We start from the raw sequence: 17,959 nt of genomic DNA, 5'->3' as shown, positions 1-17,959 counted from the left end.
GACGGTGAGACTCACCCTGCAGATCTGGCGTCAGCCCGGCGCGGCCGAACCCGGGCGGTTCGAGACCTACGCCGTCGACGACGCCACCGCCGAGATGTCGCTACTGGAACTGCTCGACCGGCTCAACGACTCGCTGGTGGAGCGCGGCGAGGAACCGGTGTCCTTCGACTCGGACTGCCGGGAGGGTGTGTGCGGATCGTGCGGGATCACCGTGGACGGCCGCCCGCACGGACCGGTCCCGAACACCCCCGCCTGCCGCCAGCACCTGCGGTCGTTCCGCGACGGCGCCAGCATCCGCCTGGAGCCGTTCCGTTCGGCGGCCTACCCGGTGGTGCGGGACCTCGTGGTGGACCGCTCGGCGCTGGACCGGGTGATCTCGGCCGGCGGCCACGTCGGCGTCGACGCGGGCACCGCCGCCGACGCCGACGCCGAACCGCTGTCGCACGACGCGGCCGAGTACGCCTTGGACTTCGCGGCCTGTATCGGGTGCGGTGCCTGCGTGGCCGCCTGCCCGAACGGAGCCGCCCACCTGTTCGCCGGGGCCAAGCTGCTGCACCTGGGAACCGTCACCCGGGGCCGGGTCGAGCGCGGCCGGCGCGCCGGTGCGCTGGTCGACCGGATGGAACACGAGTTCGGGCCGTGCTCCAGCTACGGCGAATGCTCCCGGGTGTGCCCGGAGAGCATCCCGCTGACGGCGGTGGCCGCGGTCAACCGGGAGGTGGTGCGGGCCCGCCTGCGGGGCCGGGCCGACTGACCCGCCGAGCCTGCAGATTGTGACGGCCCCACTCGGGCGACGCGTACACAACATGCAGTCTCAGCGCGCAGCATTGCGCACCCGGATCGATTCCCGGTCCCCGGTGATCACCGCCAGCAGGTTGCGCCACGCGTCCGAGGGCTCGGTGAGCACGTCGCTGTGCGCGGCCGGACCGGCCATCGGGCTGCCGTCGAGGCGACGGCCGGTGTCCAGCCGCACCACGCCGGCCATCTCGTCGGGGTCCGCACCGTGCGGGCCCATCGGAATGCCCTGCACCAGCTCGATCGGATCACCGGGCGCGGTCATCGAGAACCGCAGGACGTCCGGATTGCGGTTGTGCCAGTCGGCGCGGTGGTGCACCCCGACACCGGCCCCGGCGGCCTCCACGTAGACGGTGCGGTCGGCGGTGAGCCCCAGCGCCTCGGCGGTCCCCAGGATGGACCCGCCGTAGGAGTGCCCGATATAGGTGACCGGCACCGCTCTGCCGGTGGCGCCCACCGTGCGGTCGACGTCCGCGCTGAACGCGACCAGCCGGGGCGCCATGTCGAGCGCATACCGCGGGTCCGCCGCGTCCAGAAGTCCGGTGGCCAGGCCGGCGGGCCCGTCGACGGCTCCGGTCGGGAACGGGCCACCCAGGTAGGTGATCATCGCGACCTTGCCGCGCCCGGCCGCGACGAACCGGCGCGCGACCGCGGTCAGACCCGCCGAGCCCGGCACCGTGGTGTTGAGTCCGGGCACCAGGACACCGACGGCGTGAGCGCCCGCCACGTCCCCGTGTGCCTCCACGAAGACCCCGCGCGCGGGGTCGAATGCCAGCACCTGCCGCTCGACGGTGCCGCCGCGCCCGGTGGGGTCGGGCACCTCGGCCAGCAGATCCCGGTAGAAGGCGATACGCCGGTGGGCGTCGCGGTCGAAGGCGGCCAGGGCGGCCGCGCGCACCGTCGGATCGGTGTGGGTACTCGCCCACACCCGTTCGGCGCTCGCGGGATCGAGCCCGTCGCCGAGGGCCGCGCGGACCTTGTCCTCGTCGGGCCGGGCCAGGGCGGCCCGCTCGGCCAGGATCGCATCGGCGATGTTGGTCCGGTTGGCGGCCACCCGCATCGGCCACGGCACCCCGTCGGTGTTGCCGACGGCACCCGGCTGCTCCTGCACCAGGCGCCGACGCTGGCCCTCGGTCAGGGCCGCCAGCTGCGCACCGATGTCCTCCTGGCTGCGGGTGGACCAGTCGGCGACGATGTCGGCGGGTGCCGGTGAGTCGGCGGCGGCCGGGCGGGTGGACGCGGGTTGCGGCCCGGCGGAGCGCTCGCTGGCGGGTGTCAGGGCGGCCCGCACGGCGACCGCCGCATCGGCGTCGGCCTCGCCCAGCGTGCGCAGCGCCGCCCGGATGATCGCGGTGAGTCGCACGGCCCGCGCCGCCATCAGCTGCTCGGCGCCGGCGTCCCCGGCCAGGACCCGCACCAGCTCCGGTGTGCCCGCGGGGGTCGCCGCGCCGTCGTCGGCCACCAGAAAGCCGTCGTCGCGGGCCCGTTGTACCAGCTCCAGCACGGCGGCCCGGGCGGCCCCGATGGCCTCGGCGCCCGACCGGGCCGCGGCCGCCGCCTCGACCAGTGCCCGCGCCGCGGCCACGGTGGCCGTCAGCGTCGTGGTCAGGCGCGCCCCGGCGGCATCGGCGGCCGTCCCCGCCCAGCCGTGGCCGCGCCCGGCGCGTTCGGCGTCGTCGGCGCTCGAGTAGACGGCGCCGGCGGCCCGGTCCCACGCCTCGGCCAGCGCCAGCAGCGAGTCCGGCCGCCACCGGTGCGCCAGGCCCACGGTAGGGATGGTCGGCCCGGCCTCCGTGGGTGTGGTCGGCCCGGCCTCCGTAGGGATGGTCGGCCCGGCCTCCGTGGGTGTGGTCGGCCCGGCCGGCGCGGTCATCTCAGAGCCCGCCGGCCGCGCGGTCGTCGGCGTCGCGCAGCGCCTGGGCGGCCGCGCGCACCTCCGCGGCCCAGTCGGCCAGCCGGGCCGCGCAGTCCCGCAGCGGTTCCCGCGGGGCGGCCGCGGACACGACCGCGCCGGTCTGCGCACCGGGCAGGTCGACCACCGGGTCGGGCTGCTCGGCCAGCGCGGCGAGCGCCTCGGCGGTGCCGTCGACGGAGCCGGCGGCGCGGTGCAGGGCGGTGGGGACGGCGGCCACGCGGTGCGGGGGCATGCCGCATCCTGGCAGCGCCGCCCCGCGGGCCGCCTTCGTGTGTCCACAGGCCGGCCGCCCGTGTCACCGGCACCGCCGCTCGGATGCGGTGGCGTCGTTACTCCCGGGGGCGGTCATGTAAATCCACGCGCGCCTTGACCACCACCACCTTCGACCAACCAGTAGTCTCGAACACGTGCAGCGACGAATAATGGGCATCGAGACAGAATTCGGTGTGACCTGCACGTTCCACGGCCACCGCCGCCTGTCGCCCGACGAGGTCGCCCGGTACCTGTTCCGCAGGGTGGTGTCGTGGGGCCGCAGCTCCAACGTATTTCTGCGCAACGGTGCGCGCCTGTATCTGGACGTGGGAAGCCACCCGGAGTACGCGACCGCCGAATGCGACAACCTGGTGCAGCTGGTCACCCACGACCGCGCCGGCGAGCGCGTGCTCGAGGATCTGCTCATCGACGCCGAGCAGCGGCTGGCCGACGAGGGCATCGGCGGGGACATCTACCTGTTCAAGAACAACACCGACTCGGCGGGTAACTCCTACGGCTGCCACGAGAACTACCTGATCGTGCGGGCCGGCGAGTTCTCCCGGATCTCCGATGTGCTGCTGCCGTTCCTGGTCACCCGTCAGCTGATCTGCGGGGCCGGCAAGGTGCTGCAGACCCCCAAAGCGGCCACCTTCTGCCTGTCCCAGCGCGCCGAACACATCTGGGAGGGTGTCTCCAGCGCCACCACCCGGTCGCGGCCGATCATCAACACCCGCGACGAGCCGCACGCCGACGCCGAGAAGTACCGCCGCCTGCACGTGATCGTCGGCGACTCCAACATGTGCGAGGCCACCACCATGCTCAAGGTGGGCACCGCGGCGCTGGTGCTGGAGATGATCGAGGCCGGCGTGCCGTTCCGGGACTTCTCCCTGGACAACCCCATCCGGGCGATCCGCGAGGTCAGCCACGACGTGACCGGACGGCGTCCGGTGCGGCTGGCCGGTGGGCGGCAGGCCAGCGCGCTGGACATCCAGCGCGAGTACTACGCCCGCGCGGTCGAGCATCTGCAGACCCGCGAGCCCAACGCGCAGATCGAACAGGTCGTCGACCTGTGGGGCCGCCAGCTCGACGCGGTGGAGAGCCAGGACTTCGCCAAGGTCGACACCGAGATCGACTGGGTGATCAAGCGCAAGCTGTTCCAGCGCTACCAGGACCGCTACAACATGGAGCTGTCGGACCCGAAGATCTCCCAGCTGGATCTGGCCTACCACGACATCAAGCGGGGCCGCGGCGTCTTCGACCTGCTCCAGCGCAAGGGGCTGGCCGCCCGGATCACCACCGACGAGGACATCGACGAGGCCGTCGACACCCCGCCGCAGACCACCCGCGCCAAGCTGCGCGGGGAGTTCATCAGCGCCGCCCAGGAGGCCGGACGCGACTTCACCGTCGACTGGGTGCATCTCAAGCTCAACGACCAGGCTCAGCGCACCGTGCTGTGCAAGGACCCGTTCCGTTCCGTCGACGAGCGGGTCAAGAGACTCATCGCCAGCATGTGAGGCGGGCGGGCCGACCCGCCGCCGCTGTGGTTGGGTGCACGGCCGGTGGGCCCCGCCCCGCTAAGGTTGGGCGAGTGGCGACCGCCAAAGTCGAACGATTGATGAACCTCGTCATCGCACTGTTGTCGACGCACGGCTACATCACCGCCGAGCGGATCCGTTCCAGCGTGGCCGGATACGCCGACAGCCCCAGCGACGAGGCGTTCGCGCGGATGTTCGAGCGCGACAAGAACGAGCTGCGCGACCTGGGCATCCCGCTGGAGACCGGCCGGGTCTCGTCGTTCGACCCGACCGAGGGCTACCGGATCAACCGCGACGCCTACGCGCTGCCGGAGATCGAACTGAGCGCCGACGAGGCCGCCGCCGTGGCCGTGGCCACCCAGCTGCTGGAGTCCCCGGAGCTGGTCACCGCCAGTCAGAGCGCGCTGCTCAAACTCCGCGCCGCCGGCGTCGACGTCGACGCCGAGGCCGCCATCCCGATCAGCGCCCCCTCCGGGTTGCCGGGTCTGCGCGGCTCCGAGGATGTTCTCGGCGTGCTGCTCGGCGCGATCGACGAGGGCCGTGCCGTGCGGTTCTCGCACCGCTCCGCGCGGACGGACCCGTTCACGGTGCGCACCGTGGAGCCGTGGGGGGTGGTCACCGCCAAGGGCCGGTGGTATCTGGTGGGCCACGACCTGGACCGCGGCGCCGTGCGCACGTTCCGGCTCTCCCGCATCGGCGGGGAGGTCGAGCCGGTCGGCCCGCCCGGGGCGGTCAGCCGCCCCGACGGCGTGGACCTGCGACTCGTGGTGGCCCAGGTGGTCGGCGAGGCGCCGTCCGGGGTGCGGGCCCGGGTGTGGGTGGCCGACGGGCGGGCCACCGCGCTGCGTCGCGCCGGAACGTCGACCGGCCCGTCCGAGCTGGGCGGGCGCCGCGGCGAGGTGATCGAGCTGGACATCGGCTACCGGGACCGGGTGGCCCGCGAGATCGCCGGCCACGGCGCCGACGCGATCGTGCTGGAGCCGCCGTCGCTGCGCGACGACGTGCTGGCCCGGTTGCGGGCGCAGGCGGGGGTGGGTGCGACATGACACCGGTGTCGACCCGGCTGGTCCGGCTGCTCAACATGGTCCCGTACTTCCAGGCCAACCCGCGGATCACCTACGCCGAGGCCGCCGAAGACCTGGGTCTGACCACGCGGCAGCTGCGCGACGACCTCAACCAGCTGTGGATGTGCGGGCTGCCCGGTTACGGACCCGGCGACCTCATCGACATCGAGTTCTCCGGGGACACCATCGAGGTGATCTTCTCGGCGGGGATGGATCACCCGCTGCGGCTGACCTCGCCCGAGGCCACCGGGCTGCTGGTGGCGCTGCGGGCGCTGGCCGACGTGCCCGGCGTGGTGGACCCGGAGGCCGCCCGCAGTGCCATCGCCAAGATCGAGTCCGCGGCCGGGACCGTCCCGCACGCCCCGGGCGCCGTGGCGGCCGAAGCCGAACCCGCGCCCGCCGAGAGCCACGCCGCCGCGGCGGTGCGTGAGGCCGTGCGCGCCGGCCGTGCCCTGGCGATCGAGTACTACTCGGCCTCCCGGGACACCCTCTCGGCGCGGGTGGTGGATCCGATCCGGGTGCTGCTCATCTCCGATCACAGCTACCTGGAGGCGTGGTCGCGGGAGTCCGAGGGGGTGCGGCTGTTCCGGTTCGACCGGATCGTCGATGCCTCGGTGCTCGACGAGCCGGCCGCCCCGCCGGAGCCCGCCGGCCCGCCGGACACCTCGCTGTTCGACGCCGACCCGGCACTGCCGTCGGCCACGTTGCAGGTGGCGCCGACGGCCACCTGGATGCTGGAGTACTACCCGATGCGGGTGCTCGCCGACCTGCCCGACGGCGGCGTGGAGGCCACGATGACCTTCGCCTCCGAGGACTGGATGACCCGCCTGGTGTTGGGCTTCGGTGCGGACGTGACGGTGTTGGCGCCCGAGTCGCTGGCCGCCCGGGTCCGCAGTGCCGCCGACGAGGCCCTTCGCGCCTACGAGCGGGCCGGCCGGTAGGCATCGAGTGCGCTTTCGGACCGCCGATGGCCCGAGCCGGCCTGGGTGCACCGAGTGTGCGTGCAGATCGGTGGGTTGTGGCTGGGGTCTTCCTGTGCGCATCGAGTGTGCGCTCAGATCGCCGATGCGCACCCCGACGCGGGGGTAGCCGCCTGCGGTAGGATCGTGAAGACGTCTGGAGGTAACCAAATTGGGTGCTCTAAGTCCGTGGCACTGGGCAATCCTTGCCATCGTGATCATTCTGCTCTTCGGTGCGAAGCGGCTGCCCGACGCCGCCCGCTCGCTCGGAAAGTCGATGCGGATCTTCAAATCCGAGGTCAAGGAACTGCAGAACGAGGGCAAGTCCGAACAGCTGAACTCCGATCAGCAGGTCCCGCCGACGGCCACCCCCGTGCAGTCCGAGCGGGTCGAGAACCCGCCGTCGGGACCCAACCACAGCGACGCGCGACCGGCCTGACCGCGCCGGCCCCGTCAAGCCCGCCCCCGTGGTGCGGCTCGACTGAGTTCTGCCCGTGAAAACACCCGGCGTCTTCAAGCGGCTTGACCCCCGTCGCCGCCGCAGCAAGGTCAATCCCGACGGGACGATGTCGCTCGTCGACCACATCCGCGAGCTGCGAACCCGGCTGCTGATCTCCATGGCGGCGGTCCTGGGCACCACCATCGTGGGCTTCCTCTGGTACAGCCACGGCGTGTTCGGGGTGGAGAGCCTCGGCGACTGGCTGCGCCACCCGTACTGCGCGCTGCCGGACTCCGCCCGCGCGGACATCTCGCCCGACGGCGGCTGCCGGCTACTGGCCACTGCGCCATTCGACCAGTTCATGCTGCGGCTGAAGGTGGCGTTGATGGCCGGCATCGTGCTGGCCTGCCCGGTCTGGTTCTACCAGCTGTGGGCGTTCATCACCCCCGGCCTCTACGCGAAGGAACGCCGGTTCGCCGTCGTCTTCGTCACCTCCGCGGCGGTGCTGTTCATCACCGGCGCGATGCTGGCCTACCTCGTGCTGTCGAAGGCCCTGCACTTCCTGCTGACCGTGGGCAGCGACGTCCAGGTCACCGCGCTCTCCGGCGACCAGTACTTCAGCTTCCTGATCAACCTGCTGCTCGTGTTCGGGGTGGGTTTCGAGTTCCCCCTGCTCATCGTGATGCTGAACATGGTGGGGGTGCTGTCGTACGAGAAGCTGCGGTCCTGGCGGCGCGGTCTGATCTTCGGCGTGTTCGTCTTCGCCGCCTTCTTCACGCCGGGATCCGATCCGTTCTCCATGCTGGCACTGGGCCTGGCGCTCACGCTGCTGCTGGAGTTCGCCATCCAGATCACCCGGCTGCACGACCGGCGCAAAGCCAAACGAGAGGCCCACAACCAGCTCGCCGACGACGAGGCATCGGAGCTCGAGGAGCCGTCCCCGGTTCCGGCGCCGGCGAGCGTGACCCCACCCCATGACGACGTCACCTGATTCCCCGACCGACCCCGCGCCCCGCCCGCCGTCACCCGCGGAGCCCCACCAGATGACCGAACTCGACCGTTTCACCCAGGGGCTGCCCTTCGGGCTCGACGATTTCCAGCAGCGCGCCTGCGCCGCCCTGGAACGGGGCCACGGTGTGCTGGTCTGCGCGCCGACCGGGGCCGGCAAGACCGTCGTCGGCGAGTTCGCGGTGCACCTGGCGCTGGCCGCCGGGCGCAAGTGCTTCTACACCACCCCGATCAAGGCGCTGAGCAACCAGAAGCACAGTGACCTGGTCAGGCGCCACGGGCCGGAGTCGATCGGGCTGCTCACCGGGGACGTCGCGGTCAACGCCGACGCCCCCGTGGTGGTGATGACCACCGAGGTGCTGCGCAACATGCTCTACGCGGGGTCGCCGGCCCTGCACGGGTTGTCCTACGTCGTCATGGACGAGGTGCACTTCCTGGCCGACCGGATGCGTGGCGCGGTGTGGGAGGAGGTGATCCTGCACCTGCCCGACGAGGTTCGCCTCGTCAGCCTGTCGGCCACGGTCAGCAACGCCGAGGAGTTCGGCGGGTGGATCCAGACGGTGCGCGGGGACACCACCGTGATCGTCGACGAGCACCGCCCGGTTCCGCTGTGGCAGCACATGCTGGTCGGCAAGCGGCTGTTCGACCTGTTCGACTACGACGGCGCCGGTGCCGACCGGCACCTGGTGGTCGACCCGGAGCTGGTCCGTCACATCGCCCACCGCAGGGAGGCCGACCGGTTCAGCGACTGGCGCCCGCGCGACGGCCGCGGACGCGGGCAGCGGGGCGGCCGTCCCACCCTGTTCCGTCCGCCCGCGCGCCCCGACGTCATCGCCATCCTCGAACGTGAGGGCCTGCTGCCCGCCATCACCTTCGTGTTCTCCCGCAAGGGCTGCGACGCCGCGGTCAAGCAGTGCCTGCGCTCGTCGCTGCGGCTGACCACCGACTCCGAGCGGGCCCGCATCGCCGAGATCATCGACCGCCGCTGCGGCGACCTGCCCGATTCCGATCTGGCGGTGCTCGGCTACTACGAGTGGCGGGAGGGGCTGCTGCGCGGGATCGCCGCCCACCACGCCGGGATGCTGCCGATCTTCCGCCACACCGTCGAGGAACTGTTCACCGCCGGTCTGGTCAAAGCGGTGTTCGCCACCGAGACGCTGGCGCTGGGCATCAACATGCCCGCCCGCACCGTGGTCCTGGAACGGTTGGTGAAGTTCAACGGTGAGGAGCACGCCCCGCTGACCCCCGGGGAGTACACCCAGCTCACCGGGCGCGCCGGCCGGCGCGGTATCGACATCGAGGGGCACGCGGTGGTGCTGTGGGACCCCCGGGAGGGGTCCGCCGAACCCGCCGAGGTGGCCGGGCTGGCGTCGACCCGCACCTTCCCGCTGCGCAGTTCGTTCACCCCGTCCTACAACATGACGATCAACCTCGTCGACCAGATGGGTCCCGAGCAGGCCCGCCGGCTGCTGGAACGCTCCTTCGCCCAGTACCAGGCCGACCGCTCCGTGGTGGGGCTGGTCCGCGGCGCCGAACGAGGCGAACGCCTGCTCGACGAACTGGCCGCCGAACTCGGCGGGCGCGACAGCCCCGCCCTGGAGTACGTGCGGCTGCGTGCGGCGATCGCCGGGCGCGAACGGGCCCAGGCCCGGGCCTCGCGGCTGGAGCGTCGCAACGCCGCGGGCGCCGCGCTGTCCTCGCTGCGCCGCGGCGACATCATCACGATCACCCACGGCCGGCGCGGGGGACTGGCCGTGGTGCTCGAGGCGGCCCGCGACGAGGACGACCCGCGGCCGCTGGTGCTCACCGAAGACCGTTGGGCCGGAAGGATTTCGGCGGCCGACTACTCCGGGGCCCAGCCGCCGCTGGGCTCGATGCGGCTGCCCAAACGGGTCGAACACCGTCAGCCGCGGGTCCGGCGGGACCTGGCCGCGGCGCTGCGCTCGGCGGCCGACGGGCTGGCGGTGCCGTCGCGGACCCGGCGCGGGGCCGGGACCGGTGGCGCCGACACCGACATCGATCCCGAACTGGTGTCGTTGCGGGCCCAGCTGCGCCGCCATCCCGTGCACGGGGCCGCGGACCGGGAGGAGAAGGCCCGCATCGGGGAACGGTTCCTGCGGATCGAGCGGGACAACGAGGCGCTGCGCAAGAAGATCGCCTCGGCGACCAACTCGCTGGCACGCACCTTCGACCGGATCGTGGGGCTGCTCATCGAGCGGGACTTCATCGCCGAGACCACCGCCGGGGCGGACGGCGAACGCGGCGCGATGCGCGTCACCGACGACGGTCGGCTGCTCGCGCGCATCTACAGCGAGAGCGACCTGCTGGTGGCCGAGTGCCTGCGCACCGGGGCCTGGAACGGCCTGGCCCCCGCCGAACTCGCCGCAGTGCTCTCGGCGGTGGTTTTCGAGACGCGCGGCTCCGACGGTCCGTCCCCGTTCGTCCAGGACGTCCCGACCGCGGCGCTGCGCCGCGCGCTGGCCCAGACCCGTCGGCTCTCGGGCGCGCTGCGCGCCGACGAGAACCGTCACCGCATCGCCCCCACCCGTGAACCCGACGAGGGTTTCGTCCTCGCGATGCACCGCTGGGCCACCACCGGGGACCTGGCCGCCGCGCTTCAGGCCGCCGCCGACGGCTCGGCCGCCTCCTCGGCACTGTCGGCCGGGGATTTCGTCCGGTGGTGCCGCCAGGTGCTCGATCTGCTCGACCAGGTGCGCCTGGCCGCCCCCGAGGCCTCGTTGCGTGCCGCGGCCAAGCGTGCCGTCGACGATGTCCGCCGGGGGGTCGTCGCCGTGGACGGAGAGTGGTGAGCCGCCCCGCCGTGGGGCCTGGGCATTGGCTGCGAAGTTGCCGGAAAGTGCCCTTCACCTGCCCAAACATGGTGTGATCGAGATGTGACCTGCCGGGTGCGGTGGTTCCCGGGATGGCCGGTGTGACCCGGTAGTGTGGTGCAGACACTACGGTTGATGCCGGCGCAGCCGCCGGCCCGACCCGCAGGACCCGAGGAGACACGATGAGCGGACCGCACGGAACCGATCCGGCGCAGCCCTGGCAGGGGCAGGGGCAGGATCAGCCGACCAGCGGTACCCCCGAACAGCAGTCCACCGGCGACACCTCCGGGTGGCAGCCGCCCAGCGGCGACCAGGGCGCGCAGGGCGGCTGGCAGCCCCCCGCCTACAGTCCGCAGCAGTACCCGCAGTACCAGCCGCCGTCGACGCCGGGCGCCCCCGGGTACACCCCGCCGCAGCAGCCCTACGCCCCGACCGAGCAGTTCAACCCGGCCGCGCAGCCGCAGGCGCCGGCCTACGGTCAGCAGCCCTACCCGCAGCCGGGCGCGTACGGGCAGGCCGGCCCCTACGGACAGCAGCCCCCGCAGTACGGCCAGCCGCCCTACGGTGCGGGACAGCCGCCGCAGTACGGCCAGCCGGGCCAGCCCGGGCAGCCGGGTCAGTACGGTCAGCCGCAGTACGGGGTGCCCGGCCAGTACGGTCCGTACGGTCAGCAGCCCGGCGGCGACGAGGGCTCCAAGCGGTCGATGGCCGCGCTGGGCACCATCCTCGGTGTGCTGGCGGCGGTCATCGTCGCGGTGGTGCTGGTGCTCGGCTTCTGGAAGCCCGGGTTCTTCGTGACCACCAAGCTGGACGTCAACAGTGCCCAGCAGGGTGTCCAGCAGATCCTCTCCGACGAGGCCAACGGTTACGGCGCCAAGAACGTCAGCGACGTCAAGTGCAACAACGGCCAGAGCCCCACGGTGAAGAAGGGTGACACCTTCACCTGTGAGGTCAGTGTCGACGGCACCAAGCGTCAGGTGACGGTCACCTTCACCGACGACAGCGGCACCTACGAGGTCGGCCGGCCCAAGTAGCCGGCCCGACTCAGTCCGGGAGAGCGTCGAGGGCCTGCTGTAGCCGGCCGATCGACGAACCCACCCCGTATTCGGCGGCCAACTCCGCCACGGCGCGCGGATCGGCGGGTGCCAGCGGCAGGGTGTCGTCGTCGGGGTGCAGCGTGACGGGGGCGTCGGTGGCCACCCGCACGACCGGCCCGGCGGCGCTCAGATAGTCCGTGGCGCCGCGCAGTTTGGCCCGGATTCCCTTGGCCACAGAGGATTTGGGGTCTTCGACGGCGTCGAGTACCGCGGTCAGCGAGCCGTGCGTGCTCAGCAGCGCCGCGGCGGTCTTCTCCCCGATACCGGGCACCCCGGGCAGCCCGTCGGACGGGTCCCCGCGCAGCAGGGCCAGTTCGGCGTAGGCGGCACCGGCGCGCCCGCCGGGCAGCGCATAGCGCTCGGCGACCTCGGCCGGGCCGAACAGGGTCGCCTTGGCCAGCCCGCGGCCCAGGTAGAGCACGCGCACCGGCACCGGTTCGTCGCGCACCACCTGTAGCAGGTCGCGGTCGCCGCTGACCACCACCACGGGGTCGTGGCGCTCCCAGGCGGCCAGCGTGCCCAGCACGTCGTCGGCCTCGTAGCCGGCCGCGCCCGCCGTGCAGATCCCGTAGGCCTCGAGCAGCGCCATGATCATGTCCACCTGGGGGGTCAGCTCGTCGGGGACCTCCTCCACGTCGGGCTGGCCGTCCGGGCCCTCCTGCTCCACCCGGTGGGCCTTGTAGGACGGCACGGCGTCCACCCGCCACTGCGGCCGCCAGTCCAGGTCCAGACACACCGCCAGGCGGCTGGGCCGATGCCGGGTGATCACGGTGGCCACCGCGTCGAAGAACCCGCGCACGGCGTTGACGGGCCGGCCGTCGGGTGCGGTGATCGAGGACGGCACACCGAAGAACGAGCGGAACCACATGCTGGCGCCGTCGAGCAGAAGCAGTGGGCCGGGCGTCTGTGTCATGGCGGCAATCCTGCCAGGGCCCACGGCATCTGCGGCACGGTGCCGGTCAGCCCGACCGGTGCACCGAGGGCGGGGCCATGGTGGAATCCGGTGCGCTCCAGTCGGTGGAGACGAACCGGTGCGCGATCAGCCACTGCTCGCCGTCGGGGACGAAGACGTCGCGGTAGCGTCCGTGGTGGTCGAGCCCGATCTCGGTGAACACCGTGAAGTACGACGACACCCCGGCCCGCTGCGGGGTCAGTTCGGTGAACCGCGTGTTGGCCAGGTTGTGTCGCACGATGCGGCGCACCCCGGCCCGCGGCGGCGCCGCGGCCACGCCGGCGAGCATCTCGGCGATCGCCGCGCGGCCCCGCACGGGCTGCTGACCGCGGATCTCCAGCACGCCGTCGGCGGTGAACGTGGCGGCCAGTTCGTCGACGCGCCCGCCGTCACCGGCCCAGGTGTAGCGGGCCAGGGTGTCGCGGACGGCTTCGCGGGCCTGCAGTTGCCACAGTTGCACCCCGTGATGGTAGGCACCCGCGCGACTAACCTGGCGGAATGAGTTCCCGCCGATTTGATGCTCGTGTCTATGCCCACCGACTGCAGGCCGCCGCGGCGGCGACCGCCGAGGCGGGCCTGGCCGGTCTGGTGATCACCCCCGGCTACGACCTGCGGTACCTCACCGGCTCGCGGGCCCAGACCTTCGAGCGGCTGACAGCGCTGGTGGTGCCGGTCGCGGGGGAGCCGACGGTGGTGGTGCCCCGGCTGGAGCTGGCCTCGCTCAAGGAGTCGGCGGTCGTCGAACTCGGCCTGGCCGTGCGGGACTGGGTCGACGGTGACGATCCCTACGGGATGGTCGCGCAGGCGCTGGGCGGCGGGCAGGTCGCCACCGCGGTCACCGACGCGATGCCCGCCCTGCATCTGCTGCCGCTGGCCGAACGGCTCGGGGTGCTGCCGGTGCTGGCCACCGACGTGCTGCGCAGCCTGCGGATGGTCAAGGACCCGGCCGAGATCGACGCCCTGCGCAAGGCCGGTGCGGCCATCGACCGGGTGCACGCCCGGGTGCCGCAGTTCCTGGTGCCCGGCCGCACCGAGGCCGACGTCGCCGCCGACATCGAGGAGGCGATCGTGGCCGAGGGCCACAGCGAGGCCGCGTTCATCATCGTGGGTTCGGGGCCCCACGGCGCCGACCCGCACCACGAGTGCTCCGAACGCGAACTGCGCGCCGGCGACGTCGTCGTCGTCGACATCGGCGGGCCCTACGAACCCGGCTACAACTCCGATTCCACCCGCACCTACAGCATCGGTGCACCGGACCCCGAGGTGGCCCGCCGGTATGCGATTCTGCAGCGGGCCCAGCGCGCCGCGGTGGAGGCGGTGCGGCCCGGGGTGACCGCCGAACAGGTCGACGCCGCCGCGCGCGACGTGCTCGCCGACGCCGGGCTGGCCGAGTATTTCGTGCACCGCACCGGCCACGGGATCGGGCTGTCGGTGCACGAGGAGCCCTACATCGTCGCCGGCAACGACCTGCCGCTGGCGCCGGGCATGGCGTTCAGCGTGGAGCCGGGCATCTACTTTCCCGGGCAGTGGGGTGCACGCATCGAGGACATCGTGATCGTCACCGAGGACGGTGCCGAACCGGTCAACCACCGCCCGCACGAGCTGGTGGTGGTCCCGCTACCCGGGTAGCGGGGCTCTCGCTGGGTGCCCCCGGGCATCGAGTCGGTACCCAGAGCGAAAATTGTGCGGGTTCGGCGCTCCAGGTACCGAATCAATCCCAGGGGTGTCGGCGCCGGGGGCGCTAGCCGGAGCGGTCCAGCAGGTCCGAGGAGCCCAGCACCCGTTGCACGTGGACCTCGATGACCACCCGCCGGGGGTTGACCCGCGGGGTGCGGTAGCGCTGGGCGTAGCGCAGCTCGGCGTCGCGGATGGCCTCGGGCTCGGTGTTGACGCTGGCCTGACCCTCCAGCGACAACCAGCGGGCCCCGTCGACCTGGCTGAGCACCCCGACACCGCCGCGGTCGGCGTTGACGGCCTTCTGCGACCCGCCGGAGGTGATCACCCGGGCGATGTGGGTCTTGGGGTCGAAGGTGAAGCCGACCGCCACCACATGCGGAGACCCGTCACCGCGCAGGGTGGTCAGCATCGCCAGATGGCGTTCGGTCAGGAACGCCAGGGCGTCGTTGGTGAGCCGGGTAGTCGCGTGCGCCATCGGGGCTAACGCTAGCGCAGGTGATAATCGCAGCCGTGGAGGACACGGTGGAGGTATCGAATGGATCGCCGGACCGATTGACACGCCCGTTGGTCGTGGTGTTCGGCGGGCGCAGTGAGATCGGAACCGAGCTGGCGCTGCGGCTGGCGGCCGGGGCGACCGTCGTGCTGACCACCCGCGGTGGCCTCGACCCGGGAAGCGGCCTGGACGCGCAGGTGGCGGCGCTGCGCGCGGCCGGCGCCGCCGCGGTGCACGTCAAGGGCTTCGACGCCGACGATCTGGCCTCGCACGAACCGGTGCTCGAGGAGATCGCCACCGAGCACGGCGCGATCGACACCGCCGTGATCGCCTTCGGCATCCTCGGGGACCAGGCCCGCGCCGAGGCCGAGGTCGGCCACGCCCTGGCGGTGGTGCACACCGACTACGTCGCCCAGGTCAGTCTGCTGACCCTGCTGGCCGCCCGGATGCGCAGGGCCGGCCGCGGCCGCATCGTGGTGTTCTCCTCGATCGCCGGGGCGCGGGTGCGCCGCGCGAACTACGTCTACGGCTCGGCCAAGGCCGGGTTGGACGGTTTCGCCTGCGGTCTGGCCGACGCCCTGCACGGCAGCGGGGTGCGGCTGCTGATCGTGCGGCCCGGCTTCGTGATCGGGCGGATGACCGAGGGCATGGACCCCGCACCGCTGGCCAGCACCCCGGCGCAGGTCGCCGACGCCGCCGCCCGGGCACTGGACAAGGGCAGGCGCGCGGTCTGGGTGCCGCGCGCGGTGGGGGCGCTGGCCTTCGCGACGCGGTTCGTCCCGGCCGGGCTGTGGCGCAGGATGCCGAGGTGACCGGCGGAATGATCACGGTGGTGGGTATCGGGGCCGACGGGATGGCCGGGCTGGCCCCGGCCGCGGCGGCCGAGCTGCGCGGCGCCGGCGTCGTCTACGGGGCGCGGCGCCAGCTCGAGCTGCTCGACGACAGCGTGAGTGCCGAACGCCGGGAGTGGGGTTCACCGATGCTGGGCACCGTGCGGGCCGTGCTCGAGGAGCCCGGCGATGTGCATGTCGTGGCCAGCGGGGACCCGCTGCTGCACGGTGTCGCGGGGTTGTTGATCCGGCTCGGTGGCGCCGACCGGGTCCGGGTGCTGCCGCACGTGTCGGCGGTGACGCTGGCGTGCGCGCGGCTGGGATGGGCGGTGCAGGACACCGAGGTGATCAGCCTGATGACCGCACAACCGGATGCCGCGCTGCGCACCGGGGGGTGTGCGGTGGTGCTGACCCGCGACGGGGACGGCCCGGCCGCGCTGGCCCGGCTGCTCACCGAAACGGGGCGTGGCGACTCCGAACTGACGGTGCTCGAACAGCTCGGCGGCCCGGGGGAGCGCCGCCGCGACGCCACCGCGCGCGTGTGGGCGGCCGCTCCGCCCTCGGATGTCGACGACCTCAATGTGGTCGCGGTGCGCTACCTGCCCGACAGCCGGCGTCTTTCGGTGCTGCCCGACGACGACTTCGCCCACGACGGCCAGCTGACCAAGCAGATGATGCGGGCGGTGACGCTGGCCGCGCTGGCGCCGCGCCCGGGAGAGCTGCTCTGGGACGTCGGCGCCGGCTCGGGCAGCGTGTCCATCGAGTGGTGCCGGCTGCGCCACGGCTGTCGGGCCGTGGCCTTCGAACGCGACGAGGTGCGCTGCGCGCGCATCGTCGACAACGCCGCCGCTCACGGGGTGGTGGTGGAGGTCCGCGGCGCCGCGCCCGGGGCCCTGCACGAGGCCCCGCTTCCCGCGGCGGTGTTCATCGGTGGCGGGCTCACCCGCCCCGGACTGTTCGAGACCTGCTACGACCTGCTGCCCTCCGGCGGACGGCTGGTGGCCAACGCCGTCACCGCGGAGTCCGAAGCGGCGCTGTCGCAGTGGCATTCGCGCTACGGCGGCGAACTGGCACGGTTTCAGCACTACCGTGGCGAGCCGGTCGGGTCGTTCACCGGGTGGCGCCCGGCGATGCCCGTCACGCAGTGGGCGATGATCAAACCATGACGGTCTACTTCATCGGCGCGGGCCCCGGGGCCGCCGATCTGATCACCGTGCGCGGCCAGCGGCTGCTGCAGCGCTGCGGGGTGTGCCTCTACGCCGGGTCGATCATGCCCGAGGACCTGCTGGCGCTGTGCCCGCCGCAGGCCCGGGTGGTCGACACCGGGCCACTGACCCTCGATCAGATCATCGACGAGCTGGCCGCCGCCGACGCGGCCGGACTCGACGTGGCCCGGCTGCACTCCGGTGATCCCTCGCTCTACAGCGCGGTGGCCGAACAGTGCCGGCGCCTCGACGCGATGGGCATCGAATACCGGATCGTGCCCGGTGTGCCGGCGTTCGCCGCGGCGGCCGCCGAGCTGGGCCGGGAACTGACCGTGCCCGGCGTGGCCCAGACCGTCACACTGAGCCGGGTCGCCACCCTGTCGACGGCGATGCCACCCGGGGAGGATCTGCGCACCCTGGCCGCCGTCGGCGGCACGCTGGTGCTGCATCTGGCCGCCGCGCAGATCGACACCATCGTCTCCGAGCTGCGAGCCGGTGGCGTCCCCGGCGAAACCCCCACCGCCGTCGTCGCTTTCGCCTCGTGGCCGCAACAGGTGGTGCTGCGTTCGACGCTCGACGAGATTGCGGGGCAGCTGCGGGCCGCCGGCGTCACCCGGACCGCGGTGATCGTGGTGGGGGACGTGCTGGCCGCCGAGGGCTTCACCGACAGCTACCTGTACTCGGCCGGTCGCCGCCGCGGGGCGCGGCATTAAACCCGGCAACGGCGGCGGGCGTCCGTCTGGTCTGCCAACCTGCCGGTGCGAGCGCTGCCCGCCGCGATGACCCCACCGTTGCCCGCGCCTCGCGTCGACAGAAGCTCGCCTATCGCAGCCACCGATCAGCACCGACATGCGAATGTGAGTGTAGGCGCTGCTGCGATGAGGACGATACACTCACAAGTCAGACG

At 72.7% G+C, this 17,959-nt stretch carries 17 protein-coding genes; 12 read left to right on the top strand and 5 right to left on the bottom strand.

Annotated features, from left to right (window positions below; translation table 11 throughout):
• The first annotated feature begins 4 nt into the window (after nt 1-4).
• On the top strand, nt 5-754 hold the full coding sequence (locus tag CSR00_RS05140; protein WP_099021317.1) for a succinate dehydrogenase/fumarate reductase iron-sulfur subunit: 750 nt from the start codon (nt 5-7) through the stop codon (nt 752-754).
• A 60-nt stretch (nt 755-814) separates the two neighbouring features.
• On the opposite strand, the gene CSR00_RS05135 is transcribed toward CSR00_RS05140, so the two are convergent.
• Nucleotides 815-2,668, bottom strand: a complete 1,854-nt coding sequence (locus CSR00_RS05135) for an alpha/beta hydrolase family protein (RefSeq protein ID WP_281259671.1) — start codon at nt 2,666-2,668, stop codon at nt 815-817.
• A 1-nt stretch (nt 2,669) separates the two neighbouring features.
• Complete coding sequence (locus tag CSR00_RS05130; RefSeq protein ID WP_099021316.1) at nt 2,670-2,942, bottom strand: DUF7162 family protein; 273 nt, start codon at nt 2,940-2,942, stop codon at nt 2,670-2,672.
• 175 nt (nt 2,943-3,117) lie between these two features.
• Here CSR00_RS05130 and pafA point away from each other — a divergent pair, with 175 nt between their 5' ends.
• From pafA to CSR00_RS05095, 7 genes are all read left to right on the top strand, one after another.
• The gene (gene pafA, locus CSR00_RS05125; protein WP_099021315.1) at nt 3,118-4,476 is read left to right on the top strand and encodes a Pup--protein ligase; all 1,359 of its coding nucleotides are present in this window, start codon (nt 3,118-3,120) and stop codon (nt 4,474-4,476) included.
• Nucleotides 4,477-4,550: 74 nt separating this feature from the next.
• Nucleotides 4,551-5,543: a helix-turn-helix transcriptional regulator gene (locus CSR00_RS05120; protein WP_099021314.1), complete on the top strand. Its 993-nt coding sequence runs from the start codon at nt 4,551-4,553 to the stop codon at nt 5,541-5,543.
• Entirely contained in the window at nt 5,540-6,502 is a 963-nt protein-coding gene (locus CSR00_RS05115; protein ID WP_099021313.1) for a helix-turn-helix transcriptional regulator, read from the top strand. Before CSR00_RS05120 ends, CSR00_RS05115 begins: the two co-directional genes overlap by 4 nt.
• A gap of 190 nt (nt 6,503-6,692) precedes the next feature.
• The gene (tatA, locus tag CSR00_RS05110) at nt 6,693-6,959 is read left to right on the top strand and encodes a Sec-independent protein translocase subunit TatA (RefSeq protein ID WP_099021312.1); all 267 of its coding nucleotides are present in this window, start codon (nt 6,693-6,695) and stop codon (nt 6,957-6,959) included.
• Nucleotides 6,960-7,014: 55 nt separating this feature from the next.
• Complete coding sequence (tatC, locus tag CSR00_RS05105; RefSeq protein ID WP_099021311.1) at nt 7,015-7,950, top strand: twin-arginine translocase subunit TatC; 936 nt, start codon at nt 7,015-7,017, stop codon at nt 7,948-7,950.
• Nucleotides 7,951-8,002: 52 nt separating this feature from the next.
• On the top strand, nt 8,003-10,777 hold the full coding sequence (locus tag CSR00_RS05100) for a DEAD/DEAH box helicase (RefSeq protein WP_099021310.1): 2,775 nt from the start codon (nt 8,003-8,005) through the stop codon (nt 10,775-10,777).
• A gap of 203 nt (nt 10,778-10,980) precedes the next feature.
• Entirely contained in the window at nt 10,981-11,832 is an 852-nt protein-coding gene (locus CSR00_RS05095; RefSeq protein WP_099021309.1) for a DUF4333 domain-containing protein, read from the top strand.
• Nucleotides 11,833-11,842: 10 nt separating this feature from the next.
• On the opposite strand, the gene CSR00_RS05090 is transcribed toward CSR00_RS05095, so the two are convergent.
• The gene (locus CSR00_RS05090) at nt 11,843-12,808 is read right to left on the bottom strand and encodes a 5'-3' exonuclease (protein WP_099021308.1); all 966 of its coding nucleotides are present in this window, start codon (nt 12,806-12,808) and stop codon (nt 11,843-11,845) included.
• A gap of 46 nt (nt 12,809-12,854) precedes the next feature.
• A complete protein-coding gene (locus tag CSR00_RS05085) occupies nt 12,855-13,307 on the bottom strand; it encodes a nuclear transport factor 2 family protein (protein WP_099021307.1) in 453 nt (150 codons plus the stop codon).
• Between the two features lie 38 nt (nt 13,308-13,345).
• On the opposite strand from CSR00_RS05085, the gene CSR00_RS05080 reads away from it, so the two are divergent.
• Nucleotides 13,346-14,476, top strand: coding sequence for a M24 family metallopeptidase (locus CSR00_RS05080; RefSeq protein ID WP_099021306.1), 1,131 nt, complete (start codon nt 13,346-13,348; stop codon nt 14,474-14,476).
• Nucleotides 14,477-14,588: 112 nt separating this feature from the next.
• On the opposite strand, the gene CSR00_RS05075 is transcribed toward CSR00_RS05080, so the two are convergent.
• Nucleotides 14,589-14,999 carry a F420-dependent biliverdin reductase gene (locus CSR00_RS05075; protein ID WP_099021305.1) on the bottom strand — a complete coding sequence of 137 codons (411 nt, stop codon included), beginning with the start codon at nt 14,997-14,999 and terminating at the stop codon, nt 14,589-14,591.
• A gap of 77 nt (nt 15,000-15,076) precedes the next feature.
• Between CSR00_RS05075 and CSR00_RS05070 the strand changes: the two genes are divergently transcribed.
• Genes CSR00_RS05070 through cobM form a run of 3 tightly spaced genes read left to right on the top strand, consistent with a single transcriptional unit; the run spans nt 15,077 to nt 17,765 of the window.
• Nucleotides 15,077-15,829 (top strand): SDR family NAD(P)-dependent oxidoreductase, encoded by a 753-nt coding sequence (locus CSR00_RS05070; protein WP_099021392.1) that lies wholly within the window; start codon nt 15,077-15,079, stop codon nt 15,827-15,829.
• Nucleotides 15,830-15,837: 8 nt separating this feature from the next.
• Nucleotides 15,838-17,013 carry a precorrin-6y C5,15-methyltransferase (decarboxylating) subunit CbiE gene (gene cbiE / locus CSR00_RS05065; RefSeq protein WP_099021391.1) on the top strand — a complete coding sequence of 392 codons (1,176 nt, stop codon included), beginning with the start codon at nt 15,838-15,840 and terminating at the stop codon, nt 17,011-17,013.
• Entirely contained in the window at nt 17,010-17,765 is a 756-nt protein-coding gene (gene cobM / locus CSR00_RS05060; protein ID WP_099021304.1) for a precorrin-4 C(11)-methyltransferase, read from the top strand. Before cbiE ends, cobM begins: the two co-directional genes overlap by 4 nt.
• The last annotated feature ends 194 nt before the right edge of the window (nt 17,766-17,959 follow it).

The sequence above is a fragment of the Mycolicibacterium palauense genome (assembly GCF_002592005.1).
GTDB classification, from domain to species: domain Bacteria; phylum Actinomycetota; class Actinomycetes; order Mycobacteriales; family Mycobacteriaceae; genus Mycobacterium; species Mycobacterium palauense.
Note: the sequence above shows the minus strand (reverse complement) of the source record. Positions and strands in the feature narration are given on the sequence as shown.

Excerpts from the sequence above, each read along its gene's own strand:
- CSR00_RS05080 (WP_099021306.1), top strand. The coding sequence starts at position 13,346 with ATGAGTTCCCGCCGATTTGATGCTCGTGTCTATGCCCACCGACTGCAG.
- CSR00_RS05090 (WP_099021308.1), bottom strand. The coding sequence starts at position 12,808 with ATGACACAGACGCCCGGCCCACTGCTTCTGCTCGACGGCGCCAGCATG.
- CSR00_RS05075 (WP_099021305.1), bottom strand. The coding sequence starts at position 14,999 with ATGGCGCACGCGACTACCCGGCTCACCAACGACGCCCTGGCGTTCCTG.
- cbiE (WP_099021391.1), top strand. The coding sequence starts at position 15,838 with ATGATCACGGTGGTGGGTATCGGGGCCGACGGGATGGCCGGGCTGGCC.
- CSR00_RS05100 (WP_099021310.1), top strand. The coding sequence starts at position 8,003 with ATGACCGAACTCGACCGTTTCACCCAGGGGCTGCCCTTCGGGCTCGAC.
- CSR00_RS05130 (WP_099021316.1), bottom strand. The coding sequence starts at position 2,942 with ATGCCCCCGCACCGCGTGGCCGCCGTCCCCACCGCCCTGCACCGCGCC.
- CSR00_RS05095 (WP_099021309.1), top strand. The coding sequence starts at position 10,981 with ATGAGCGGACCGCACGGAACCGATCCGGCGCAGCCCTGGCAGGGGCAG.
- cobM (WP_099021304.1), top strand. The coding sequence starts at position 17,010 with ATGACGGTCTACTTCATCGGCGCGGGCCCCGGGGCCGCCGATCTGATC.
- CSR00_RS05135 (WP_281259671.1), bottom strand. The coding sequence starts at position 2,668 with ATGACCGCGCCGGCCGGGCCGACCACACCCACGGAGGCCGGGCCGACC.
- CSR00_RS05115 (WP_099021313.1), top strand. The coding sequence starts at position 5,540 with ATGACACCGGTGTCGACCCGGCTGGTCCGGCTGCTCAACATGGTCCCG.